Genomic DNA, 25,094 nt, shown 5'->3' with positions numbered 1-25,094 from the left:
ATATACCTGAGGTTGTATTATCACGCCGCGCCGATGCGGCGAGAGACCACGGGTGGGGCACATTATGGGCGAGCAGGTTGCGCGGTGGCGGGGCGCGGCGTTCGATGGACGGTTGGAGCGGCGAGGAACGCCGGGCGCTGGGTTGGGCGCGCTGGTGCTGCCGCTGATGGATATGATGGCGGCACTGGCGGCCCCTGCCCTCGCCGCTTGGGCGCTGACGCCGGATGCGGCGATGCTGCATGGTTGGTTGCTCCGCGCCGGTTATGGCGTGGCGACCGGGTTGGGGTTGTTGCTGGCCGGGCAATATCGGTTCGCGGAGGCGCGCGCGCCCCTGACGCATGTGCCGGGATTGGTGCGGGCGGTGGCGATGGCGCATGGCGGTGTGTGGCTGGGGTTAAATTTCTGGGGGGTTGGTGCGGCGCGGGCGCTGCTGGCGCCGGGCTGGGGAGCGGTGCATGCGCTGAGCGCGTTTGCGCTGATTTTGACCGCACGGGTGCTGGTATCGTTTTGGTGGCGGCATGATCCGGCGGCAGCGCCGGGGGCGGCGGCGGTGCTGGTGAGTTCGGCCCCCTGCCCGGCTGGCGCGCTGGCGCGGCTGGATGATTTGACCGGGCGACGATTGGCTTACGGCTTGGTGGGCGGCGCGGCCTCCTATGCTGGCCTACGGCTATTGCCCGATATTGCCGCGCTGGAGGGGTTGATCCGGGCCAAGCGGGTTGATGAGGTGGTGTTTTTCGCCGCGCGCGAGGATGCGGCGGGCCAAGCCTATCATGACGCGCTGCTGGCGCGCTTGGCCGAGCAGCCGATTTTGCTGCGCTTTGCTGTGGATACGCTGCACCGGGCGGATGATGCGCTGATGACTGGCGCGGGGCTGCATTTGGTTACCGCGCTGGAGCGGCCTTTGCCGATGCAGGCGGCGGCGATCAAGCGGACGATGGATTTGCTGCTGGGCGGGTTGGCGCTGCTGGTGCTGGCGCCGGTGATGGCGGTGATTGCGCTGCTGCTGTGCGGCTCTGGCCCGGTTTTGTTTCGGCAAAGACGGGTGGGCGCGAACGGGGTGATGTTTGATGTGCTGAAATTTCGCACCATGAGCCACGGGGCGCGGAGCAAAATTGTGCGTCAGGCGCAGGCGGGCGATCAGCGGGTGACGCGGCTGGGGCGCTGGCTGCGGCGCAGCTCGCTTGATGAATTGCCTCAATTATTCAATGTGTTGCGCGGCGATATGGCGCTGGTGGGGCCGCGACCACACGCGCCGGGGACGGCGGTGGGGGATTTTACCTTCGAGCAGGCGACCCGGCTTTATGGGGCGCGGCACCGGATTAAGCCGGGGATGACCGGGCTTGCGCAGGTGCGCGGGTTGCGCGGACCGACGCACACCCGCGCGGATGTCGCGGCGCGGGTGGCGGCGGATTTGGATTATATTGCCCGCTGGTCACCCTGGCTCGATGTGATGATTTTGCTCCGCACGCTGCCCGCAGTGATTGGCGGGCGCAATGCTTGTTGAGCCGCTGTTATGCGGCGGGCAGGCACCGCCATCGCGCGCTTATGACGCGGATATTGTGATTATCAGCCATTTTCGGCCTGATGAGACGGTGGCGGCGATCCGCTCGGCGCAGGCGCAGGCGGGTGGGGATTTTTGGGTGATTGTGCTGGATCAGGGGTCTGACCTAGCGATGCGGGCGCAGATTATGGCGGCGCTGGCGGGGCTGGAGCGCGTGGCGTTTTACACCATCGAGGTGAATTTGGGGGTGCCGGGCGGGCGCAATCTGGCATGCGGGTTGGGGCGCGGGCGGGTGCTGGTGGCGCTGGATAATGATGCGGTGTTTGCCGATCATGACGTGGTCGCCAAGGCGGTGGCGCGGCTGGACGATGCGCCGAAGCTGGGGGTGATTGGGTTTCGGATTTTGGCGCGCGATGGCGTGACGCTGGATGCAACGAGTTGGGGCTATCCGAGCGGGTTGCGGGCGCGGGCGGCGGAGCGGTTTGACGCGACCACTTTTGTTGGGTGCGGGTATGCGATGGCGCGGCGCTGTTTTGCGGCGTTGGGCGGGTTTGACGCGACTTTGTTTTTTACCTGGGAGGAATATGAGTTTGCGCGCCGGGCGATCGAGGCCGGGTGGTTGATTGCCTATCATGGCGATTTATCGGTGCATCATGCGGTGGCGGCGCAGGCGCGGGTGGCGTGGCGGGGCGAACGATGGGGCTATTATGTGCGGAATCGGTTGGTGATTGCGCATGATTGGCATGGGTGGTGGGGGATGCTGCCGTTTTTGCTGCTCTATGGCGGGCGCGGCGTGCGGATGGGTCAGGCGGCGGCGACGCTTCGGGCCGTGCGGGCGGCGTGGCGGATGGCGCGCACGCGACCCGTGCGGCGGGCGGGGTCAGTGAGCCGGCGGTATATTTGGGCGCATGAAACGCGGCTGCGGTTGGTGCGGTTATTCGGGTGATGGGCGCGATCAGCGCCAGGCCGGCCAGGGGGGTACCCAGGGGCGGGTGCCTTCGATGGTGCGGTCGGTCAGGATGGTGGGGTGAGTGCTTGCGTGGCGGATGGCGATGGCACCCTCGCGCCAAGGGGCGAAACGATCGATCACGATGCGGCCCGCGCCTCGGCAAGCGCCGTGCAGGGGCCGGGGCGAAATGATGATTTTGGCATGGAAGCAGCCACGATGAGCGGCGGCGCGGTTGAGGAGAAACAGGATGGCACCGTGATCGGCGAAGCAGCGCCCATCGGGGCAGTGATGGGCGGCGGCGCGAATGTGAAAATTTTCTCCGGGCCAGAGGGGTCGCCATTGTTGCAGTAAAAACCGATCGCGCCGACCGGCGACCAGGATCAGGATGCCGTGGCGGGTGCGCAGGGCGGTGAGATTGGCGTGGGATGAGATCAGGGCGTCGGGCGGGGTGGTGGGGACGGCGAGTAGCAGGCCGAGTGCGATCGGGGCGAGGCCGGTGAAGCGCGCTTTGGTGCGCAGCAGGCCGAGGAGCGATAAGCCAAACGCGATCAGGGCGACGGCGGTGCCGGAAAAGGGCGGCACCAGGATCAAGGCGTGCGGCAGGGTGCCGACGGCGTGGGCGAGTTTCAGGATCAGGCCAATGCCCCAGCCCATCGGGATCAGGGCGATGCGGGCGATGTGCAACGGCATCAGGATCAGCGACAGCAGGCCGAGCGGCAGGATGATGAGGGCGGTGAGCGGCACGGCGACGAGGTTCGCGAGGATGTAGTAAGGCTGGATTTGCTGGAAATGATAGGCGGCGAAGGGCATCGACGCGCCGCCGGCAAGAAACGAGGTGAAAGCGAGGGCGGCGATATGGCGGCCCAAGCGGGCGGAGAGATTTTTGCGCCCGGCATGCAGGCGGCTGCCGACGGCCTCGTAGCCCGCGATCAGGGCGAGCACGGCGGAGAAACTCATTTGAAAGCTGGGGCCGACGACGGCGCTGGGGTTGAGCAGCATCAGCGCCATGGCGGCGATGGCGAGGCCGCGGAGTGAAAGAGCGCGGCGACCGATCAGGATGCCGAGCAGCACCAAGGCGGCCATGGCGAGGCTGCGCAGGATGGGGATGTGAAAGCCGGTGAGGGCGGCATAGGCGCTGCCGCCGAGGAAGGCGGCGATGGAGGCGATGAATTTGGCGGGGATGCGGAGCAACAATGTCTCGGAGAGGCCGGCGAGGAAGCGGGCGAGCGCGTAGAGGGTGGCCATGACGATGCCGATATGCAGGCCGGCGACGGCGAGCAGGTGGGCAAGGCCCGCCGTGACGAAATCCTGGCGTTCGGTTTCGGGGATTGATTGTTCGAAGCCGGTGAGCAGGGTCACGGCGATGGAGCCGGTATTGAGCGGCAGGCGGGCGAGGATGCGCGCGGCGATGGCTTCGCGCAGGGCGCGCAGTTGATCGCGCCAGTCGGATTGGCCTTGATCGGTGATTGTCACCGGCGAGAGCGCAAAGCCGACTGCGCCGAGGCCGGCGAAGAATTGGTTGCGGCCAAAATTCCAGCCGCCGGGATAGGCGGTGCGGCTGGGACCATAGAGGAGGGCGCGCAGGCGGATTTGGGCGCCGTCATGCAGCTTGGTGGCGTCATTGGCGCGGAGTTTGACGCGGATGCTGCGCGCTTGGGGTGGGCCGCCATTCAGGCGCGGCTGGGTGAGCAGGATGCGCCGCCCGGTGGCCAGCAGATCGATCTCGCTGATCCGCCCGGTGAGGGTGACGGCGTGGTGCGGCACGATCATCAGAGGCGGCATCAGCGTGGTTTGGAGTTGGGCGCGGGAAAAACCGAGGGCGCTGGCGAGCAGGAGCGCAAGCGGGATGCGCAGCGGGCGAAAGCGCCAGAGTGCCGCGATGGCGAGGGCGCTGAGGCTGGCGGCGGCGGGGCCGAGCCAGAAAGCGGGTTCGATGCGGAGCGAAAAATAGAGCAGAATTCCGGCACCAGCCGCGACAGGCAAAAACAGGATCAGGCGGCCCCGCTCGGCGCGGGCGAGGCGGGCGAATGACGCGCCAAGGCCGATTGGGCGCGGGGCGGTGAGGCCGGGTTGGGCGAGGCTGGTCCCCATGGGCTTCCCAATTTGTGAGGGTTACTCAACTTATGATTGAATGACCCTAGCGGATGGAACCCTTGAGGGAAAGCGAAATGGTGAGGGGGAGCGAAATGGTGAGGAGCAAAAAGGTGTGAGGAGCGAAAGTTAGGCGAGGCCGACGATGGCGAGCAGGACGGTAAGGCCGGCGATGGCGGCGGCGGCGTGAATGGCGATGACCAAGCCTGGGGGACGGCGGCGAACGCCGATCAGGGCGATGACGCCGCCGAGCAGGAGCGCAAGGCCAAAAATCCATTCGGCGAGGCTGGCGAAGCCGCTGGCGCCGGCACGGGCGAGGATGGCGTTGGGGGGGGCGTTGGCGATCAGGAGCACGAGGCCGGCGGCACCGAGGCTGGCGTGGATCAGCCCGTAGCCGCCACGGGGCAGGGTTTTCAGGATGACGGCGGCGCGGGAATTGGGTGCCAGATAATCGAGGGCCAGATAGACGCCGAGGGCGGAGGCCAGGATGATGAACAGAAGGGCGCTGAGCATGATTGGGATATGGGGTTGGAGGAAAAATACGCAGGCGGGTGATTAGGGTTTGGGTGTCGCATCGAACCGATAGGGGCTGGCGCTGGTGGTGCGGACATCGAGGGCGAGGCGGTGGGCAATGGGCGGGAAGGCGCGCGAGCGGCATTCTTGCCGGTCACAGAGGCGGCAGGACAGGCCGATGCCGACGGCGGCGCGTTGCAGATCGATCCCATCGGCATAGACGATTTCGGCGGCGCGGGTGATGTCACAGCCCATGGCGACGACGCGGGTGGCCGGGGGTTCGCCCCAATGGGCGGAGGCGGCGACGATGGTGCGGGCGAAGCAGAGATAGGTGGCACCATCGGGCAGTTGGGCGACTTGCACGCGCACGGTGCCGGGGGTGGCGAAGGCGGCATGGACCACCCAGCGCGGGCAATTGCCGCCGAAGCGGGCGAAGGGAAAGCCGGCGGCGGAGAAGCGTTTGGAGACATTGCCTGCCGGATCGACGCGGAGAAAAAAGAACGGCACGCCGCGCGCGTGACGACCTTGCAGGGTGGAGAGGCGATGGCAGGCTTGTTCGTAGGACACACCGAAGCGCATGGAGAGATGCTCGACATCGTAGCGGAGATCGGTCGCGGCTTCGAGGAAGGGTTGATAGGGCATCAGCAGGGCGCCGGCGAAGTAATTGAGCAGGCCGATGCGCAGCAATTCGGTGGCATCGCGGCTGGAGGGGGCTTCGGCGCGGATTACCGGCTCGACCAGGTCGCGCGCTTCGAGCAAGGCGAGTTGGAACGCCATTTGAAAGCCCCGGCTTTCGCGCGGCAGGGTTTCGGAGAGCATCAATAGGCGGCGCTGCGGATCATAGACGCGCAGCGCGCCGGGCAGCGGGCCGACCGAGACGACGAGGCCGTGCTTGTTGCGCAGCCGTTCGGCGAGGGCGTGGTTCATGCCGATGGTGGCGGCGGAAAGCTCGGCGCCGACGGTTTCGGCGGCCTGTTCGATTTCGGGGAAATGATTGGCGTGGGCGTGGAAAATGTCGCGCACTTCTTCGTTGGGCAGCAGGATTTTGCGGCCCGAAGGGAGGGTGATGCCGCCGGTTTCCTCGCGGGTGGCTTGAAAGGCGCGGTACAAAGCGAGCACGGCGCGGGCGGCGGAGGGGGCGGATGCGGCGATGAATTGCGACTCGGTATCGGGCACCGGTTCGGCGCCGAGCAGCGGATCGGCGAAGGTTTCGCGCAGGGCTTGTTCGAGCTGGCGTTCATCCGAGCCGGAGAGCGAGGCGAGATCGACCTTCATGGTCTCGGTGAGCTTGATCAGCAGGGTGGCGGTGACGCCGCGCTGGTCATGTTCGATCAGGTTGAGATAGGAGGTCGAGATGCCGAGCCGGGCGGCGAGGGCCTGTTGGGTGAGGCCTTGTTCCTGGCGTAAGCGGCGGATAATGCGGCCAATCATCGGTTTTGACATGGGCGATCCGGGTGGCTTTGGGTGGGGGTATGGGGCGGCGCGATTTCACACATTTTACACATTGTAAAAGTTTACAGTCAATAGCGCGACCGATTTCGATGTTTTATGTCCAGATTTCGCGTGACTTTCGCGCTTGCAGCGTAAATAATTCACTCATGACGACGTGATGACGCGCCGCCTTCGTTCGTAAATATAACCATTCTCAACTTGTCACATCTGGCTGAAGGAAGACCGATGACCCGCTCTACCATTCCGACTTTCGCTCCTGAGGGCATGCCTGGTGGGCTTGCGACCGCGCCTGACCGGTTTGAAGGCATTAAGCGCGATTTTACGCCGGCGGATGTTGACCGGCTGGCTGGGAATTTCCGGGTTCGGCACACGCTCGCGGAGATGGGGGCGAATCGGCTCTGGTCGCTGCTGAAATCCGAGCCTTATGTGAATACGCTGGGTGCGTTGACCGGCAATCAGGCGATGCAGCAGGTCAAGGCTGGGTTGAAGGCGATTTATCTGTCCGGCTGGCAGGTGGCGGCGGATGCGAATAACGCTGGCGAGATGTATCCGGATCAGTCGCTCTATCCGGTGAGTTCGGTGCCGCAGGTGGTGAGCCGGATTAATAATGCGCTGCGCCGCGCCGATCAGATTGCGCGGATGGAGGGCGACACCCAGACTTATTGGATGGCGCCGATCATTGCCGATGCTGAGGCGGGGTTTGGCGGTGCGCTGAATGCGTATGAGCTGATGAAGGCGATGATCCATGCCGGGGCGGCGGGGGTGCATTTTGAGGATCAGCTCGCGTCGGAGAAAAAATGCGGCCATTTGGGCGGCAAAGTGTTGGTGCCGATCAGCCAGCATATTCGCACGCTGAATGCGGCGCGGTTGGCGGCGGATGTTGAGGGTGTGCCGACGGTGCTGCTGTGCCGCACCGACAGCCATGCGGCGCAATTGCTGACGGCGGATGTTGATGAGCGTGACCGTCCGTTCTTGACGGGTGAGCGGACGCCGGAAGGGTTTTATCGGATCAAGCCGGGGATTGGCGTGGAATATGCGATTGCGCGCAGCCTGGCTTATGCGCCTTATGCGGATTTGCTGTGGTGGGAGACGTCCGAGCCGAATTTGGACGAGGCGCGGCAATTTGCCGAGGCGATCCATAAGCAATTTCCGGGCAAGATGCTGGCCTATAATTGCTCGCCGAGCTTCAACTGGAAGAAGAAATTGCCTGCCGAGAAAATTGCCACGTTCCAGCAGGAAATTGCGGCGATGGGCTATAAATTCCAGTTCGTGACGCTGGCCGGGTTCCACTCGCTCAATTATTCGATGTTCCAGCTCGCGAAAGGTTATGCCGAGCGCGGCATGGCGGCTTATTCGGAGCTGCAGCAGGCGGAATTTGCGGCGGAGCCGGATGGCTACACGGCGACGCGCCATCAGCGCGAAGTGGGCACCAGCTATTTCGACGCGGTGGCGGTGGCGGTGTCGCAGGGTCAGGCTTCGACCACGGCGATGGCTGGCAGCACCGAGACCGAGCAGTTCCATGACCATGGGCCGGCGGCGGGCAGCCACGGGCATGACCATGATGATGGTTTGGTGCATCATCATAGCTGGGCGGTGAGTGCGCCGGATCGGTAATTTTTGCGCCGACGCGATTGAACATAGAGCCCCGGACGGTGACGTCCGGGGTTTTTTGTTTGGGTGGATGGAAAGTTTCCTTGACACTCGATTTGGTTCGCGATATGGAAAGTCTCCTTTACATAGGAGAGCGCGATGAAATGTGTTCGGTATCGGATTGAATTTGGACTGCCTCTGCTTGTTTATACGCTATTATGCTATGTTTCGATCACGATTTTGAACGCGGGCAATGTGCATGGTGCGGAGCGATTAGCGATTGCGCTGTTGCCGATGTTGGCACCGCCGTTCATGGCCTGGGCGGTGATTCGGCAATTACGGCGGCTTGATGAATTGCAACGGCGCATCCAGCTCGACGCGTTGGCTTTGGCGTTTATGGTGACGGCGCTGATGACGTTGAGCTATGGGTTTTTGGAAAATGCAGGATTTCCAACGTTGAACATGGTTTGGGTATGGCCGTTGATGGGCAGTGTTTGGATTATTGGTTTGCTGATTGGGCGCTGGCGTTATCGAGGGTGAAAAACCGGCTTAAGGAATTGCGTGCCGAGCGCGGCTGGTCGCAGAATACGTTAGGTGAGCGGCTTGGCGTGTCGCGCCAGACGGTGAATGCGATTGAGGCGGGGCGCTATGATCCGAGCTTGCCGCTGGCGTTTGCGATTGCGCGGCTGTTCGGGCAGTCGATCGAGGCGATATTTGATGATGCGGCGGCAACGCCGTAAGCACTGATTATTGGAGAGGAGCGACCATGTTTGAGCGTTTGCGCGGGTCTGATTTTTTACGATTTTTGCGGCGTCCGTATTTGAATGATGGGACGTGCGCGGCGCTGAATATTCGGCCTTGGATTGGCTGGGTTGGGGTGATTTTGCTCGCGGATATGGTGGTCGCGGCGATTGGGCGGGGGGTGATTCTGGGGTTGGGGCACAAGCCGCCGCCGGATAAGGCGATTATGCATTTGATCTCGCATCCCTCCTGGATGGTGCTGGCGATTTTGCTGCTGGCGCCGATTTTGGAGGAGCTGACATTTCGGGCGTTTTTGAGCAGCAATCGGTTTTGGGTGTTTTTGGGCAGCGGGATGTTTTTGGCGGCGCTGGGCCGGATGACGATGTTGATGGTGAGCCGGCCAGAGACGACGCAGATGGTGTTTTCGCAGTATTTGCTCGGCGTTGCGACGTTGGTGCCGCTGCTGGCCGCGTATGGGGTGGTGTGGTGGCTGGCGGGGCGCTGGATCATGGCGCTGTTTCAGCGTTTTCCGGTGCCGATTTTCTGGCTGAGTTGTTTGGTGTTTGGGGCGGCGCATAGTCTCAACTTCGAAACCGGCGTGCAGCCTTGGTTGCTGCTGCTCACATTGCCGCAGATTTCGGCGGGGATTTTTCTGGGTTATATCCGGGTGCGCCATGGGCTGCGCTGGAGTATCGCGACACATATGGCGATTGATTATACCGTGACGTTCGTGGCGTGGGCGCTGGTGTTGGCCAAGCCGGTGCTGGGCGCCAAGGGGATGGCCGTCGCCGGGATTGGGATGTTTTTGTTGATTGCGGCGGTGCTGGTTTACGGCATGGTGGGGTTGGCGCGGGCGCGGCGGTTGGCGGTTTAGGATTTGCCACTGACGAGGGGGGGGGTTGACCGAATGACATCAAAATTTCGTTTGATATCGAACGAATGAGCGCCTATATCGCGGCCATCAATCATCCTCAAGGAGTGAAAAATGGCGAGAATTCTGGTTCTTTATTACAGCACATGGGGCCATCTGGAGACCATGGCTGAGGCGGTTGCGGCGGGTGCCAAGGAGGCGGGTGCCGAAGTGGTGGTCAAGCGGGTGCCTGAGACCATGCCGGCGGAGACGCTGAGTGCCATTCATGCGAAGACCGATCAGGCGGCGCCGGTGGCGACGCCGAGCGAGTTGGCTGATTATGACGCGATCATTTTCGGCACGCCGACGCGCTTTGGCAATATGTGTGGCCAGATGCGCAATTTCCTGGATCAGACCGGCGGGCTTTGGGCCAAGGGCGCGTTGATCGGCAAGGTGGGTTCGGTGTTCATTTCCACCGGCACCCAGCATGGCGGGCAGGAAACGACGATTACCTCGTTCCACACCACCTTGTTCCATCACGGCATGGTGGTGGTGGGCGTGCCCTATTCCAATCCGGAACTGACCAACATGAATGAGATTACCGGCGGAACGCCCTATGGGGCGAGCACGCTGGCGGGCAGTGATGGGTCGCGCAAGCCCTCGGCCAATGAGCTGGCGATTGCCCGCGCGCAGGGCAAGCATGTGGCGACGATTGCCGCCAAGCTGCATGGCTGATTTTTCGCCCCCCATCTTGGTTTCCGCCAAGATGGGGGGACTTGGTTAAGGCGCTTTCATGCCGAGAGCGTGGCCCATGAAACCCCAATTATCGGCGTCGTGCCGCAGATGTTTGTGGACCGGCATATAGATATGGCTGGTGGCGGTTGCGGTATGGAGCAGGATTGGGTTGGCGCAGCCTTGATCGCGCTGCATTTGGGCGGCGAATTTATAGGCATTGCTGGGCACCACGCGATCATCATCGGTTGAGGTGGTGATGATGGTAGGCGGATAGCAGACGCCTTTTTTCAGATTTTGCAGCGGGGAATAGGCATCGAGCCATTTGAAATCTTTGGCTTTGCTGGCGGTGCCGTATTCGGAGATCCAATATTCCCCGCCGGAGAATTTTTCAAAACGCAGCATGTCGAGCACGCCATGGCCGATATAGACGGCGCCGAACAGATGCGGATGTTCAGTGACGCTGGCGCCGGTGAGCAGGCCGCCATTCGAGTAGCCCATGATGCCGAGATGCGCACGGCTGGTGTAGTGATGATCGATCAGCCAATGGGCGGCGTTGGCGAAATCATCAAACACGTTCTGCTTGTTTTGCAACATGCCAGCCTGATGCCAGGTTTGACCATAGACGCCGCCGCCGCGCAGATTAGGCATGGCATAGACGCCGCCGAGGCGCAGCCAGGTGGCGATGCTGGGGCTGAAATAAGGCGGGATGGTCACGTCAAACCCGCCATAACCATAGAGAATCGTGGGGTTTTGGCCATTGAGCGCTACGCCTTTGCGCGCGACGATGAACATCGGCACTTTGACGCCGCCGGTGGAGGGGTAGAAGACTTGCTGGACCGTGTAGTGATCCGGGTTGAACGGCACGGTGGGGCGGAAAAATGTGGTTTCCTTGCCGGATTCGACATTATAGCGAACGATTTCGCCGGGGCGCAGGAATGAGGTGAAGCCGAAATAAATATGTTTTTTAGTGTTGCGAGCGGAAATGCCGGCGACCGTGCCGGTGGCATCCGGCAGCTTGACCGGGCCGATCAGGCGACCGCCGGTGGTGTAGAGATCGAGCCTCGCTTTATCGACCACCATGCGGTGCACTAGAATTTTGCCGAATGCCATATGCGCGGAATCGAGGAGTGAATTTTTTTGCTCCGGCACCACCACGCGCCAATCGGCAGGGGCGGGATGATAGATATCGACGGCCGCGACGCGCCCGAGCGGGGCGTTCAGATCGGTTTGGATGAAGACCGAATCGCCCTCGGTGCCGATGGGGACGTAGGAGGCGTCATCCTTGGTGAAGAGCGGGCGGATTTTGGCGGTGAGTTTGGGGTGATTGGGATTGCCGAGACTCGCGACATAGAGCTCGTTGCGGGTGGTGTGGAAGGCCAGCGTGATAAACAAATAACGGCCATTCTCCGAGACATCGCCATTGATGACCCATGAAGCGAGGTCCGGCCTGCGATAAATTAAGGTGTCGTGCGCCTGGCTTTGATCGATGCGGTGGTAATAGAGGGCTTGGTTTTGCAGCCGCTCGGCGATGGCTTGGCCTTTCGGCGGTTCGGGATAGCGCGAGTAGAAAAAGCCTTTGCTATCATGGGTCCAGCTGATGTCTGAGAATTTTACCCAGCGCACCGGATGGGGCAGGGTTTTGTCGGTCGCGACATCGAGCACATACAGGGTTTGCCAATCAGAGCCGCCTTTGGACAAGGCATAGGCGACATAATGCCCGTTCGGTGAGGGGGCGTAGGCGGCGAGCGCGGTGCCACCATGGTGCGAAAAGCTGTTCGGGTCGAGCAGGATATGTGGCGTGCCGGTGGGGCCACGCTGCATATAGAGCACAGATTGGTTCTGGATGCCGGAATTGCGGCGATAAAACAGCAAGCTGCCGCGCTGGAGCGGGGAGGTTTGTTTGGGGTAGTTCCAGAGTTTGGTGAGTTTTGCATAGAACGCGGCGCGCAGTTTCAGGCCGGCGAGATAATGGGTGGTGAGTTGATTCTCTGCGGCAACCCAGGGGGCGAGGCGTGGATCGGTGAGATTTTCCATCCATTGATAGGGGGCGGGAACTTTGGTGCCGAAATAATCGTTCACGATCGTGTCGCGTGGGGCAACGGGATAGGTGAGCGGGGCAGGTTGCGCGCCATATCCGACCCCGATGCCGCCGAGTAGGAGCGAAATGCAAGCGACGCGACGCAGCGATGATAATTTTGACATAGCGCAAATTTGCTCCGGAACATGCTGATTGGACGTTGTTTTTCGGAGTTTATCAGGCGTGCAGCGCGGGCGAAAGCCCTGCGCGCGGGTGCCTTTGGTGATTGACATATTCGCTTTTTGTATTACGTGACTTTCAGTAATTTCTGAAAGTTGTGACGATGAAATTGACGCCAATCACCGAAGCGTTTGTGCTGCATTTTGGCGAAATGGGTAGCCGGTGGGGCATTAGCCGCACGGTGGGGCAGATTTATGCACTGCTGTTTGTCTCGGATCGGCCTTTGCCGGCGGATGAAATTGCCGATGTGCTGAATTTTTCGCGCTCGAACGTATCGATGGGGTTGAAAGAGCTGCAATCGTGGAATCTGGTGCGATTGCAGCATTTGCCTGGTGATCGGCGCGAGCATTTTGCGACGCTGGGCGATGTTTGGCAGATTGTTCGCACTCTCGCTGAGGAGCGGCGGCGGCGCGAGATTGACCCGACTTTGTCAGTGTTGCGCGATTTGATCATGGAGACGCCGACCAATGCCGCGGACCGGCATGCGCAAAGCCGGTTGCGCGAGATGCATGAGTTGATCGAATTGCTGCTCCGCTGGTCAGACGATGTGCAAAAGCTGGATACCGCCCAACTGGTACAATTGCTGAAGCTTGGTGGACGTGTGGTGGCGCTGCTGGAATTGAAAAACCGACTGCCGCTGATGGGCAAAGGCAAGGCCCGCGCCGATGCGGAAACCGATGTTGATGAAGTGCTCTAGACCCTTCGACTTATGAACCTGCAACGAGGACATGATGACCAATAGCCCGTTATCGGTGATGCTTTCCCGGCTTGATTTTGCTTGGATCACCAGCTTTCACATTTTATATCCGCCGCTGACCATTGGGCTTGCGGTGATTTTGTTCTTGTTCGAATGGCGCTGGATGCAGACCAATGATGAGCAATGGTATCGGCTGACGCGGTTTTTTGAGAAATTATTCATCATCAATTTCGGCGCGGGCGTTGCCACCGGCATCACCATGGAGATGGCGTTTGGCATTCTCTATGGGCCGTTTTCGCAAGCGGCGGGGCCGTTTTTTGGGCAAATACTCGGCTATGAGACGATTACGGCGTTCATGTATGAGGCCGGGTTTATCGGGCTGATGATTTTCGGCTGGGGCAAGATCAACAAAAAAATGCATCTCTTCGCGACTTTTAACGTCGCGTTATCCTCGTCATTCTCGGCGATGTGGATTTTGGTTGCCAATTCCTGGATGCAGACGCCGACCGGTGTGGTGTTCAAGGACGGGATGTTTCAGGTTAGCGATTGGTATAAGGCGATTTTCAACCCGGATGTGATTTTGGGTTTCCCGCATATGCTGATTGCGTGTTTTGAATTGGCCCTATTTTTCGTGGCGGGCGTTGCGGCTTGGTTTGTGTTGACCAAGCGGCATGTGGCGTTGTTCACCAAGCCGCTAAAATACGCGATTTTAGCGTTGTTGGTGGTAGCCCCGTTGCAGGTTTATGTTGGTGATGGGTTGGGGCAAGTGGTTTCGCATGATCAGCCGGCGGCGCTCGCGGCGATGGAGGGGCATTACCACACCTATAACAAGGATGGCTCGGTCAATACCGGTTGGCATGTGGTGGCGTGGCCGAATGCCAAGGGCGATGGCAATGCATTTGCGATTACCATTCCGCATGTTTTGAGCCTGCTGGAGACCCATAGCTGGAATGGCAAGGTGCAAGGCATGGACAGCATCAAGCCGCAGGACCGGCCACCCGTGGTGGTGCCGTTTTATGCGTTCCGCGTGATGGTCGCGATTGGGATGGCGCTGTTGTTGGTGGCGTTTTGGGGCACATTCCTGATCGTGCGCCGCCGGTTCAACCCAGCCAAGCTGGTTGAACAGAAATGGTTTCTGCGCAGCGTTGTGGGTGCCGCGTTCCTGCCCTACCTCGCAGTGTGGACCGGCTGGTGGACGCGCGAGGTGGCGCGGCAACCCTGGATCGTTTATGGGCTGATGCGCACATCCGCCGGGGTGAGCCGTATGTCGGTTGCTGCCGAGATATTCTGGATGATTGGCTATATGGGCTTTGAGCTGGCGGTGCTGGGCGGGGCTTGGTACTTCATTGCCAAAATGATCCGCAAAGGGCCGGACATGGTCTCGCCCGTGATCGAGGAGGGGCATCAGGCCTTGGGTCATATTGAAGCGCCTTTGCACCAGCCTGGTGCGTCCCCGTCCTATCCACGGCCGGCGTAAGGGGACGGATCATGGATGTTCTCACACAGACGCAGCATATTCTCACTTTCGTGTGGTGGCTGTCGCTCGGGCTTGCGGTTTTGCTTTATGTGATGCTCGATGGTGCTGATTTAGGTGCGGGGGTGTTTTCACTCTTTGTGGGCGATGAAGATGAGCGCGGTGCCATCATGTCGGCGATGGCGGGCACGTGGGATGCCAACGAAACTTGGTTGATTGTGGCGGGCGGCGTTTTGTTCGGCACCTTTCCCTCGGTCTATGGGTCGTTGTTCAGTTATTTGATGATCCCGCTGGCGTTAGCGCTTTGGGGCATCATTACCCGTGCCGTTGCCTTGGAGTTTCGGCATTTGGCCGAGCGGCGGTATCAGCGTTTCAGCGATTGGGCGTTTGGATTATCGAGCCTTGCCACCACGTTTTTTGGCGGTATGGCGGTGGGTGCGACGTTACATGGTTTTCCGCTCACCCATACTGCCGGGACGGTGCCGACCTATGTGGGCGGGGCGCTGCGATTCATCACCCCGTTCAGCCTTTGGACCGGCGTTGCGGCAGTGATTGCGGTGTCGCTGCAAGGGGGCTTGTTCGTGCGCGCCCGCTTTGAGCACGATGAGCCGATTCGCCAATTTGCGGCGCGCTGGACCAATGGGGCGTTTTATCTGGCACTGCTCGCGGTGCTGATTACCGTGACCGTTAGCGCGTTCATCTTTCCGTGGGTGGCTGATAAATGGTTTAGCGGCGCCTTCTGGGTTTGGGGATTAGGGGGCCTTGTGGTGATGGCGGCGATTGTGAAAATGCGCCAAGCCTCGGCACGGGAGCGCGATTTCTCGGCCATTTTATGGCTTAACTTGGCGATTGCGCTGATGGCGGCGGGGATGATGGCGACCATGTATCCTTGGATTGTGCCAGAGACTTGGACGATTTATTCGGGCGCGACGCCGGAGGTGTCGATTATCACCTTTACCTTGGCTATGGCTGGGTTTTTCCCGGTGATGCTGATGTATAATTGGTATCAGATTTGGGTGTTTCGGGCGCGGATTACCAAGCTGGCCGCTTATGGGCACTAACAGGCCGAGCACCGTGGCGCTTTGGCTTGGTGTCTTGCGCCGCCAATGGCCGATGCTGCTATTCATGGTGGGGCCAGCGGCGGGGATTTTGCTGGTCGCACTGGTGTTCGGATTGCCGCGCACGCTTTGGTTGATGGCTGCGATAATGCTGATTTTTGCGGCTTTGCTGACCGTCGTGCTGCTGCGCGCCGATATCCGATCGCTTCGATCGCGCGCGCGCTGATCGATGGCAACGCCGACAGAGCCCCTGCCCCGCTCGGCGAATAAAATATTGGAGCGTTGGCTGCGCTCCTATGTTGAGCGCGCCCGGTGGCCGTTGGGACTGGCCATTGGCGTCAATGCTGGCAACGGATTATTGCTGGTGCTGCAATGTTGGCTCCTCGCCCTGCTCGTCAATAAAGTGGTGATTGAGCATGGCGGGCTTGACGCGGTGCGCGATTGGCTGATTGCGCTCTTTGCGGTGTTTTTGGTCCGCTCGATTTTGGCGGGGCTGGCCGAGCGGATTGGCTTCGAGGCCTCGGCGCGGATTAAATATGATATTCGCCAGCAGCTCTATCAGCATATGACCGCACTGGGACCAGCTTGGTTAGCCGGGCAGCGCACGGGCGAGCTGACCAATAATGTCGTGGATGGCGTTGAGAGTTTAGATAAATATTATACCGGCTATTTGCCTGCCATGGCGCTGGCTGGGTTTCTGCCTTTGGCAATTTTGGTGTTTGTGTTTCCGCATTATTGGGTTGGCGGGCTGATTATGCTGATAACGGCACCATTAATCCCGTTTTTTATGGTGCTCGTTGGCAAAGGGGCAGAGCGGATCAATCAGCGACAATGGCGCGAATTGGCACGGATGAGCGCGCATTTTTTTGATGCGATTGAGGGGTTGACCACGCTGAAATTGTTTGGCGCGAGCCGCGCTGAGGCCGCGATGATTGGGCGTGTGTCCCATCAATATCGGCAAGAGACGATGATGGTGCTGCGGGTTGCGTTTCTATCCTCGCTGGTGCTGGAGTTTTTTGCCACCGTGAGCGTTGCGATGGTCGCTGTTTATATCGGCTTTGATCTTTATTACCGGGAGATGCCGTTTTTATCGGGATTTTTCGTGTTGCTGTTGGCACCCGAATTTTACCGGCCCTTGCGCATGATGGGCACGCATTACCATGCGCGGATGGAGGCGATTGGTGCCGCAGAGCGGATGGTGGCGCTGCTTGACGCGCCAGTTGACGCGAAGAAAGCGAGCCGGCGTGGCTTGGGTCACGCGCGAATGCAGATTGATTTCAGCGGCGTGGGATTTGGATATCAAGCCGGGCTTGATGTGATCGAGGATATTAATTTTACCCTTCACGCGGGCCAGAGCGTTGCGCTGGTTGGGGCGAGTGGCGCTGGCAAAACGACAATTGCGAAGCTATTGCTTGGTTTTTTGACACCGAATGCGGGGCGCATTTGCGTTCAAGATGTTGATTTACGCACTATTGACCTGGCTGATTGGCATGAGCGCGTGGCTTGGTTGCCGCAACGCGCGACCTTGTTTCAGGGCAGTGTGCGCGATAATATTCGGTTAGGGATGCAGGCCGATGACACGGCACTTTTGGCCGCGGCGCGGGCGGCGCATGCTGATGAATTTATCAGCCGGTTGCCGCAGGGGTTTGACACCATCTTGGGCGAGCGAGGGCAAGGTTTGTCTGGGGGAGAAATTCAACGCATTGGCTTGGCGCGGGCATTTTTAAAAAATGCCGAATTGCTGGTGTTGGATGAAGCGAGCGCACATTTGGACCCGCAAACAGCTTCGTTGGTCAATCAATCAGTTGAAAAGCTGATGCGCGATCGGACAGTGTTAATGATTGCGCACCGGCTGGAGGCCGTGCGCCACGCTGATTTGATTTTAGTGCTGGAGCGAGGGCGGATTATCGAGCGGGGCACGCATGAGCAGTTAATGGCGGCGCGTGGGGCTTATGCGGCGAGCCATGCGCTCGATCATGGGGCGGCTTGATGCGGGATTTGACGCGGCTTTATCGGTTATTTCGACCGTCTTTGCCGCGTTTATTGGCGGGCGTGGGATTGGCGAGTTTGGTTATTTTGGCCAATGCTTCGCTGATTGCGCTGGCGGGTTGGTTTATCGCGGCGATGGCGTTATCGGGTTTGGGTGGGCCGTTGCTCAATTATTTCGCGCCGGCCGCCGCGATCCGTGGATTGGCAATTTTGCGTACCGGCGGGCGTTATGGCGAGCGGCTATTGACCCATGATACCACGCTGCGCCTACTCGCGACGCTGCGCGTTTGGTTTTATACGCGGCTTGAACCTTTGGCCCCTGCCCGGCTGGCGCACTATCGGGGTGGTGATTTATTGAGCCGGATTCGTGCGGATATCGATAGCCTCGATAATTTTTATCTTCGGGTATTGGTGCCGGTGTTGGCCGCCTTACTTTCGGCAATGGTGATGATTGCCTTCATTGGCAGTTGGAGCGGCGCGATTGCGTTGATTGATGCGGCGGGCTTGGCCCTGGTGGGCGTGGTGTTACCGTGGTTGGCGCTGATGCGGGCGCGGTCAGTATCGCGCGAGACGGTTTCGCTCCGCGCGGCGTTGCGCGCGGATATGGCTGATACGGTGCGCGGACTTGGAGAATTGCAGATTTATCAGGCAGTGGAGCGACAATCCGAGCGGGTGACGGCGACGAGCCACGCGTTGATTGCAGCGCAGCGGCGGCTGGCCGGGTTTAATGGGTTCTTTGCCGGGCTGACCAGTTTTACGACCCTTGCGACGATGGGAATGGCGTTGGGGCTGGCGGTGCCCCTGGTGGTGGCACGCAAGTTCAGCGGGCCGGATTTACCGATGTTAGCGTTGCTGGTGTTGGGAAGTTTTGAAGCGGTGGTCACGCTGCCGGGGGCGTTTCAGGCGTTAGGGGAAACATTAGCCGCCCTCAGACGGATTTTCGAGATTATCGATGCGCCGCCGAGCGTTTCTGAGCCGCGCAACCCACACCCGGCGCCAGCGCATTTTGATATACGGATCGATGGCTTATCGATGCGCTATGAGCCGGGGCTGGCTTGGGCGCTTGAGGATATTTCGCTGGCGATTGAAGCGGGCGAGCGGGTGGCGATTATTGGACCTTCGGGGGCTGGCAAGACCAGTTTGTTCAATGTTCTGCTGCGATTCTGGGATTTTCAGGAGGGTGTTGTTACGATTGGTGGGGTTTCGCTGCGCGATTTGACCGGCGATGCGGCGCGCGCTCTATTTGCGGTGGTGGCGCAGCAGACCCATTTATTCAATATTTCGCTCCGCGAAAATCTGCTCCTCGCGAGGCCGAATGCGAGCGAGGCGCAGTTATGGGCTGCATTGGAGCAGGCGCAGCTCGCCGCCACGGTGCGGGCTTTGCCGCGTGGGTTGGATAGTTTGGTGGGTGAGGCGGGGGCGAATTTTTCGGGGGGTGAGGCGCGGCGCGTTGCGATTGCCCGGGCTTTTCTCAAGGATGCGCCGATTTTGATTTTCGATGAGCCGACCGAGGGGCTTGATGCGACGTCGGAGCAATCGGTGCTGGCGGCGCTCGATACGCTGATGCAGGGGCGGACGACCTTGTTGATCAGCCATCGGCCATCGAGCCTGCGACATGTTGATCGGGTGATTACGCTCGAACATGGCCGAATTGTGCATGATCGGGTTAGTAGTTAAATTGGTAGCCCAAACCAACGCTTTCGCCATTGGATGTGCCTGAGCCACTGCCGTTACTAACCGAGGTTTTGAGTTTCAGGCCCTTATAGAGATTGATTTCGACCTTGACCTTCGAGCCTTGACCGGACGCGGCTTGCGAGGCGCCGACATAGACACCGGGGGCAACGTAGCGCCCGGCATTGATGGTGGGTGCGCCGGTGCCCGCGCCACCGCCGAGCGAGAGTTCATCGAGGCCAAGCGCATTGCGGATGCCGCCGAGCGGATTGACGCCGCCACCGACGCCGGCGAGCTGGGCAAGGGACGCGGCGAGCGAGGCGGCTTGGAAGGCTGAGAGATGGGTGGTGCCGGTGCCATAGAGCAGGTGCGAGAGCACTTCATCGGACGGCAAATAAGGCACGCTGCTGAGGGTGATTTTGGGGACGGCGGGTGTGCCGGTGAGAGCGAGGGTGGATATTGTGCCATCGCTGGCGCTATGCGAGGCTTCAAGATCAAGCGCGGGCAGCAGGCCTCCATTGAAGCTGATATTACCTTTGGTAAAGGACAAGGATTTTCCACCAAGATTGAAATGGCCGCGCAGTAGATTAAGTCCGCCGGAGGGCAGCGGGGCGGCGGCGGTGCCCCCTAGATGCAGACGACCGCCGAGATCGGCAAAGACCCCATCACCGCGAATAAAGACTTGGTTTTTGGCGATGATGGTGAGATTGAGCGCGATCGGCGGCGGGGGGCTGGGTTTGGGCGGCGTTTCGCCGGGGCGCAAAATTGTTAGTTTGACGACGGAGGGTGGCAGGCCGCTGGGGATGTTGATGTCGGCGCGGTCGATATCCAGCGTGCCGCCGATGAGGGTGCCGGTGGTTGCTGCGCCGGTGATGTTGATTTGGCCGCCAAGGGTTTCGGTCAGTTCGTCGCTGCTGATCGGTTGGGCGTGGTTCAGGTTGATATGTAAATCGATCGGCAACGGTGGGGCGAGGCCGATTGTGCCGGTGCCGGTCATGGTGCCGTTGCCCGCTTTGGCTTGGAGGTTGGTTAAAGCGAGATGATGCGAGGTGGCGCTCAGCGTTGCGGCGATGGACGCCAGATCCAGCCCTGAGCTGATATTTTGAATTGCGCCTTGGGTCAGTGTGATGGTGCCGGATGGGCGCGGTGCGGCGATGGTGCCGCTGAGATGCAAGGCTGGCGTGATAATGCCTGCGAGGTGGGTGCCGCTGGCGGCTGTTAGGGGATTGAGCAGGGCGAGGTCGATGGCGCCGGTGAGGGTGAGGGCGATGGGGCCTTGTGGGTTGAGCGGGATGGTGCCGTCCGCGCGCAGATGCGACTGAGTGCCGACCTGCAGGGTTGCGGCGCCGGTGGCTGAACGGCCCATCAGCCGGGCATTGAGTGCGGCGGTGATTGGCGGCAGCGAGGCGGCAGGGCCGGTGCGCAGATGCAGGCGATTGAGGGTGAGGGCCAGCGTGCCGAGCGGTGCCGCGAGCGTGCCGGTGAGTTGGGCGTTGGCATTGATTTGCCCTTGCGCAGTCAGGTGCGGCGATGCGGCTTGGAGAATGGCGGCTGGGATGTGCCGGAGCACGAGCTGCGCGGATAATTGCGGCTTGAGCGATCCATTGGCGGTGAGGGAGCCGCCTTGGCCAAGGCCGCCGAACCCAAGGGATAGATGATGCACGGTAAGGCCGGGTTGCCATTGCAGGCTCGCTGGCTGCAACAGCCGCACATCGATGCCGCGCGCTGAGGCGGAGAGGGTACGCAGTGTTATTTCATGACGTGATGGCGTTAGGAGGCCGGTGAGGCTGATGCGGGCAGGCTTGCCGGCTAATGGGGTGAATTGACCGTTGAGGGAAACGGTTAATCCGGTGAGCGGGCCATGCGCGGAGAGGGTGATGCCGCCAGCGAGTTGTGGGGCGCGCAGGCCGGTGATGGTTGCTGTTGTCGCCGTCATTGGTTGACGATCGGGGTGAGTGATCTGGCTGGTGATGGTGGCGCTGGCGATGCTGACGGCATTGCCCAAAGCGGCGCGGGTTAGGGTGGCTGTGATGGCGACAGGGTGGCCGGATCGGTGGGCGAAGGAGGCGTGCAGGTGACCGGCGAGGACGATGTTGAGAAGTTTACCGATATCGGCGAGGTGGCCGATGGTGACGGCGAGCGAGCCGGTGGGCCAGTGACCGGGGTTGAGGGCGATTTGTCCGGCACCGGAGAGCGATTTCCAGTCGAGCTTGTGCACAGTGGCGTCGATGGTACCGTTGCTGCTGCGGTTGAATGCGCTGGCGAGCGATAAGGGCGCGCCATCGAGCGTGCCGGAGCCGGTGAGTTGGATTTTTGGGGCGCTTGGCAAATTTGTGGCGGCCAGGGTGATGGTGAATGGGCCTGATGTTAGGGATTTTGCCGCGATGACGCCGTTGATTTGGCCATTGAGGGCAAAATCGGTGAGAGGGCCGGTGAGATCGATCTGTTCGGTGACATGCCCGGAGAGTTGCGGATCGATCAGGGTGATATTGGGTTCATTGATGGTGCCATGCAGGGCGAATCGGGTTGGTTCAACACGGCCTTGCAAGGTGGCGCGCAGGGAAGCGGTGTGCAGGGTGAGTTGGTGGATGGTGAGCCTGTTGTTATCGGATGACAGGGTGCCAGTGAGGTTGAGTTTCGGGCCGATCCAGCTTGCCAGAGCTTGATCGCCACCGGTGATTGAGAGCGTATTGTCAAAGATGGCCGATTGAGCGGCAGCTTTCCGTGCAAGGATCAGGTGCAGACGATCACTGCCGGTCCAGGATTGGCCGACCAGCGCCGCGAGCGGGGCGATATTCGGCAGCGACATCGCGAGGTTGGCGCTGGGGGCAACGGGATTGAGGTTGACTGTGCCTGTGGCGTTAGCGTGCAAAGCGCCAAGGGCGCTGGTGAGCGTGAAGGTGGCGGCTTGGCGCGGGCCAGCGAGTTTGGCGGTGAGGCTGAGGGCGCCTGTATCGAGCTTGGGGCCGGCGAATTGACCAAGCAGCCCGTGCGGGGGTTCGGTGGCGGTTAGACTTGATTGGATGGTTGTGGGGGTGAGGGCGAGTGCTATTTGATACTGGCCCTGATCGCGCGGCGATGTTGCATCGAGGGCGATTACCGCACGGCGTTGCCCCGACAGGCTGGCATGGCCGGTGAGGCGCAGGGTGATCGGGTGGCCGAGCACGGGCTGGGCGATGGTCAGCGATTTGATCGAGAGACGGCGCAGGGTGAGAGCGGAGACCGGGAGGTGGAAGCTTGACTTTGCCGATTGGGCCTTGGGTTTTTGCGAGACCGGCAGACGGTTGAGCGTCGCGCTCTGCGCGGTGAGGGCGGTGATGGATAGGTTCTGCTCGAACAGGGCGACCGGGTGCCACCGGAGCGCTGCTTGATGGATGGTTAAATAGACCCCGTTTTTGTCCGCCACCTGAATGCGGCGGGCCGCGATATAGGCGGGGAAATGGCCGGATAGGCCGGTGATTTGCACGGTCCCGTGGGTGAGGCTGGATATTTTGTGCGCGGCCCAATGGCGGCCCGTCGGGGTGTTGAGGATGATGCCGATTGCCAACAGGGCTGCGCAGGGCAGGATGATCAGCGCGCCGAGTAGCCAAACCAGCCAAAGGCGGAGGCGGCGCATCAGAAGGCCTGCCCCAGCCCGACATAGACGGCGAATGAGGCGCCGCCGGGTGGGCGGTTGACGGGGACGCCAAGATCAAGCCGGATCGGGCCGATGCTGGTGTAATAGAGGAAGCCAAGACCGACGCCGACGCGGGGCGTGCCGGTGAAGGGCGTGCCGTTGGCGGCGACCTGACCCGCATCGACAAAGGGCGCGATGCCGAAACTTTTACCGATACGCTGGCGAAATTCGATTTCGATCGCATCGAGTGCGGTGCCGCCTTGTGGCACGCCATTGGCAAAGAGCGGACCAACGGTTTGATAGGTGAAGCCGCGCACCGTGCCGGTGCCGCCGGCGTAGAAGCGTTGATCCGGCGGGATTTGGAATTGTGAGGCACCAAAAATGCGCCCAAGCACACCACGGAGCGCTAACACACCGCGGCCCGGCGCTTCGAGATTGATGTAGCGATTGCCGATCAACTCGGCATTGAGAAACAAGCCTGAGCCACCGGATAGGGGCAGCGAGGGGGTTAGGCGCAGCGTGATGCGCATTCCCTGAGTGGGGTTGAGCAGTGAGCGTGCGGTGTCGTAGCGGAGTGAGAGCGGCAATTGCACGAGATTATAGCGCCGGTTGACGCCTTCTTGCTCGATTTGTTCGCCGATATAGCCAAGGCCATAGCGAAGATCGATGAATTTTGACCAGGGCCGCTCCAGCCTGACATTGGCGAGGACGCCGGTGCGATTATAGGCGGGGAGGTAGGCGCGCAGCGCCTCAAGGGTGGCGGTGAGATTTTGTCCGGGCTGGAAGGCATCGGGCACGGTATAAGTCGCTTTGGCATCATAGCCGGGTTGCAGCACGATGGTTTTGCCGGTTGAGGAACCAAGGCTGGTGCCGCCGATGGAGAAGGTGAGCCGTTGGGCGCGGCCAAACAGGTTGCGATCGGTCCAGGACGCATCAGCAGAGATGCCTTCATCGGTGGAATATGAACCATCGATTTCAACGCGGTGCGGCTTTTCGGCTTGCAGCAAAAACATGACCGGCACTTGTCCCGACGGGTTGGGCACGCTGGCGGTTTGGGCGGAGACTGAGGAAAATACACGCAATGCGAGCAATTGATCGCGCGCTTTGGCCAGCGCGGTTTCACTGAACGGCTGGCCGCTGCGCAGCTTGATGTGGCGAGCGAGGAAAGCGCGCTGTAAGGCAGGCGCACCGGAAAATTGGATGGCCCCGACAGCGACGCGCGGCCCCTGCGCGACATTATATTGAACGGTCAAGCTATGGCGCGCGATGTTGGCATAGGCGATGGGCGGCTCAACCTTGGCGAAGGCATATCCATGATTACGCAAGGACGATTGGAGCTGGGCGGCGGCGCTGACAATGGGTGCTGCGCGCGCGGTGGCGCCGATTTTAAGGCCGAGGGCGTGCGATTCATCAGGGGCGGTTAGCCCAGGTGTTTGGATGGCACCGATAGTATAGAGCGGACCGAGCGTGATGCTGACAGCGACAAGGGCGGGTGGCTGGGCCGGGGCCTTGCGCAATAATCGCGGCAGGTTGGGATCATTCAATGCCAGACCATCGATCGTGATGGCGATGCGGGCGGAATCATAGGCCTCGCTATGCAGCACTGTTAGGAGCCGCTGCTGATCGGCCTGGGCGCGGCCGATGAGGGCGAAAGGTGAAACGGGTGATTTGGTGCGTAGTGTTTCCAATTGAGCACTTTGGCGCAGCAACGCATCGAGCGCCGGGTTACCGGTTTTGTTGATGGTGACGCGGTAAGGTTGCGGGTTCGCCGCACGGGCTTGATGAGCGCCTAATCCAAGCAGGCACCAAGGGATCGTCACCGCGATGATCAGGACACGCTCTGATAAACGCTTCATTAGGTTGGTATTTGGGTGACGCGGGCGTGGTGCGTCAACCCGGCTGGCGGGGAG

19 protein-coding genes are annotated in these 25,094 nt (G+C 60.8%); 13 read left to right on the top strand and 6 right to left on the bottom strand.

What is annotated here, in order from left to right:
- The first annotated feature begins 64 nt into the window (after positions 1 to 64).
- Together ACYUCQ_RS01155 and ACYUCQ_RS01150 are read left to right on the top strand one after the other, a co-directional pair.
- On the top strand, positions 65 to 1,504 hold the full coding sequence (locus tag ACYUCQ_RS01155; protein ID WP_460252659.1) for a sugar transferase: 1,440 nt from the start codon (positions 65 to 67) through the stop codon (positions 1,502 to 1,504).
- Complete coding sequence (locus tag ACYUCQ_RS01150) at positions 1,494 to 2,447, top strand: glycosyltransferase family 2 protein (protein WP_460252658.1); 954 nt, start codon at positions 1,494 to 1,496, stop codon at positions 2,445 to 2,447. The genes ACYUCQ_RS01155 and ACYUCQ_RS01150 overlap by 11 nt, the downstream gene beginning before the upstream one ends.
- A 9-nt stretch (positions 2,448 to 2,456) precedes the next feature.
- On the opposite strand, the gene ACYUCQ_RS01145 is transcribed toward ACYUCQ_RS01150, so the two are convergent.
- From ACYUCQ_RS01145 to ACYUCQ_RS01135, 3 genes are all read right to left on the bottom strand, one after another.
- Positions 2,457 to 4,541: a ComEC/Rec2 family competence protein gene (locus ACYUCQ_RS01145; RefSeq protein WP_460252657.1), complete on the bottom strand. Its 2,085-nt coding sequence runs from the start codon at positions 4,539 to 4,541 to the stop codon at positions 2,457 to 2,459.
- Positions 4,542 to 4,670: 129 nt separating this feature from the next.
- A complete protein-coding gene (locus tag ACYUCQ_RS01140; RefSeq protein ID WP_460252656.1) occupies positions 4,671 to 5,054 on the bottom strand; it encodes a hypothetical protein in 384 nt (127 codons plus the stop codon).
- Between the two features lie 42 nt (positions 5,055 to 5,096).
- Positions 5,097 to 6,497, bottom strand: coding sequence for a helix-turn-helix domain-containing protein (locus ACYUCQ_RS01135; RefSeq protein WP_460252655.1), 1,401 nt, complete (start codon positions 6,495 to 6,497; stop codon positions 5,097 to 5,099).
- 273 nt (positions 6,498 to 6,770) lie between these two features.
- Here ACYUCQ_RS01135 and aceA point away from each other — a divergent pair, with 273 nt between their 5' ends.
- The 5 genes from aceA (at position 6,771) to wrbA (ending at position 10,422) form a co-directional block, all read left to right on the top strand.
- A complete protein-coding gene (gene aceA, locus ACYUCQ_RS01130) occupies positions 6,771 to 8,120 on the top strand; it encodes an isocitrate lyase (RefSeq protein ID WP_460252840.1) in 1,350 nt (449 codons plus the stop codon).
- 135 nt (positions 8,121 to 8,255) lie between these two features.
- A complete protein-coding gene (locus ACYUCQ_RS01125; protein WP_460252654.1) occupies positions 8,256 to 8,636 on the top strand; it encodes a hypothetical protein in 381 nt (126 codons plus the stop codon).
- Positions 8,633 to 8,836: a helix-turn-helix transcriptional regulator gene (locus tag ACYUCQ_RS01120; protein WP_460252653.1), complete on the top strand. Its 204-nt coding sequence runs from the start codon at positions 8,633 to 8,635 to the stop codon at positions 8,834 to 8,836. Before ACYUCQ_RS01125 ends, ACYUCQ_RS01120 begins: the two co-directional genes overlap by 4 nt.
- A gap of 26 nt (positions 8,837 to 8,862) precedes the next feature.
- Positions 8,863 to 9,711 carry a CPBP family glutamic-type intramembrane protease gene (locus ACYUCQ_RS01115; protein WP_460252652.1) on the top strand — a complete coding sequence of 283 codons (849 nt, stop codon included), beginning with the start codon at positions 8,863 to 8,865 and terminating at the stop codon, positions 9,709 to 9,711.
- 111 nt (positions 9,712 to 9,822) lie between these two features.
- Positions 9,823 to 10,422 carry an NAD(P)H:quinone oxidoreductase gene (wrbA, locus tag ACYUCQ_RS01110; RefSeq protein ID WP_460252651.1) on the top strand — a complete coding sequence of 200 codons (600 nt, stop codon included), beginning with the start codon at positions 9,823 to 9,825 and terminating at the stop codon, positions 10,420 to 10,422.
- 45 nt (positions 10,423 to 10,467) lie between these two features.
- On the opposite strand, the gene ACYUCQ_RS01105 is transcribed toward wrbA, so the two are convergent.
- Positions 10,468 to 12,624 (bottom strand): prolyl oligopeptidase family serine peptidase, encoded by a 2,157-nt coding sequence (locus ACYUCQ_RS01105; protein WP_460252650.1) that lies wholly within the window; start codon positions 12,622 to 12,624, stop codon positions 10,468 to 10,470.
- Between the two features lie 158 nt (positions 12,625 to 12,782).
- Here ACYUCQ_RS01105 and ACYUCQ_RS01100 point away from each other — a divergent pair, with 158 nt between their 5' ends.
- From ACYUCQ_RS01100 to cydC, 6 genes are read left to right on the top strand one after another with little or no spacing between them, the layout of a single operon-like run.
- The gene (locus ACYUCQ_RS01100) at positions 12,783 to 13,376 is read left to right on the top strand and encodes a GbsR/MarR family transcriptional regulator (protein WP_460252649.1); all 594 of its coding nucleotides are present in this window, start codon (positions 12,783 to 12,785) and stop codon (positions 13,374 to 13,376) included.
- A 34-nt stretch (positions 13,377 to 13,410) separates the two neighbouring features.
- On the top strand, positions 13,411 to 14,853 hold the full coding sequence (locus tag ACYUCQ_RS01095; protein ID WP_460252648.1) for a cytochrome ubiquinol oxidase subunit I: 1,443 nt from the start codon (positions 13,411 to 13,413) through the stop codon (positions 14,851 to 14,853).
- 11 nt (positions 14,854 to 14,864) lie between these two features.
- Entirely contained in the window at positions 14,865 to 15,911 is a 1,047-nt protein-coding gene (locus tag ACYUCQ_RS01090; RefSeq protein ID WP_460252647.1) for a cytochrome d ubiquinol oxidase subunit II, read from the top strand.
- Entirely contained in the window at positions 15,901 to 16,134 is a 234-nt protein-coding gene (locus ACYUCQ_RS01085; protein ID WP_460252846.1) for a hypothetical protein, read from the top strand. The genes ACYUCQ_RS01090 and ACYUCQ_RS01085 overlap by 11 nt, the downstream gene beginning before the upstream one ends.
- 3 nt (positions 16,135 to 16,137) lie before the next feature.
- Positions 16,138 to 17,898 carry a thiol reductant ABC exporter subunit CydD gene (gene cydD / locus ACYUCQ_RS01080; protein WP_460252646.1) on the top strand — a complete coding sequence of 587 codons (1,761 nt, stop codon included), beginning with the start codon at positions 16,138 to 16,140 and terminating at the stop codon, positions 17,896 to 17,898.
- Positions 17,898 to 19,574, top strand: a complete 1,677-nt coding sequence (gene cydC, locus ACYUCQ_RS01075; protein ID WP_460252645.1) for a thiol reductant ABC exporter subunit CydC — start codon at positions 17,898 to 17,900, stop codon at positions 19,572 to 19,574. Before cydD ends, cydC begins: the two co-directional genes overlap by 1 nt.
- Here the strand turns inward: cydC and ACYUCQ_RS01070 are convergent.
- Positions 19,564 to 23,184 carry a translocation/assembly module TamB domain-containing protein gene (locus ACYUCQ_RS01070; RefSeq protein ID WP_460252644.1) on the bottom strand — a complete coding sequence of 1,207 codons (3,621 nt, stop codon included), beginning with the start codon at positions 23,182 to 23,184 and terminating at the stop codon, positions 19,564 to 19,566. The two genes, cydC and ACYUCQ_RS01070, sit on opposite strands and share 11 nt — an antisense overlap.
- Positions 23,184 to 25,040 carry an autotransporter assembly complex protein TamA gene (locus tag ACYUCQ_RS01065; RefSeq protein WP_460252643.1) on the bottom strand — a complete coding sequence of 619 codons (1,857 nt, stop codon included), beginning with the start codon at positions 25,038 to 25,040 and terminating at the stop codon, positions 23,184 to 23,186. Before ACYUCQ_RS01065 ends, ACYUCQ_RS01070 begins: the two co-directional genes overlap by 1 nt.
- Positions 25,041 to 25,094 lie beyond the last annotated feature (54 nt).

This window comes from Acidiphilium sp. MT5 (assembly GCF_054767495.1).
This window is presented reverse-complemented; position numbering and strand designations above follow the sequence as displayed.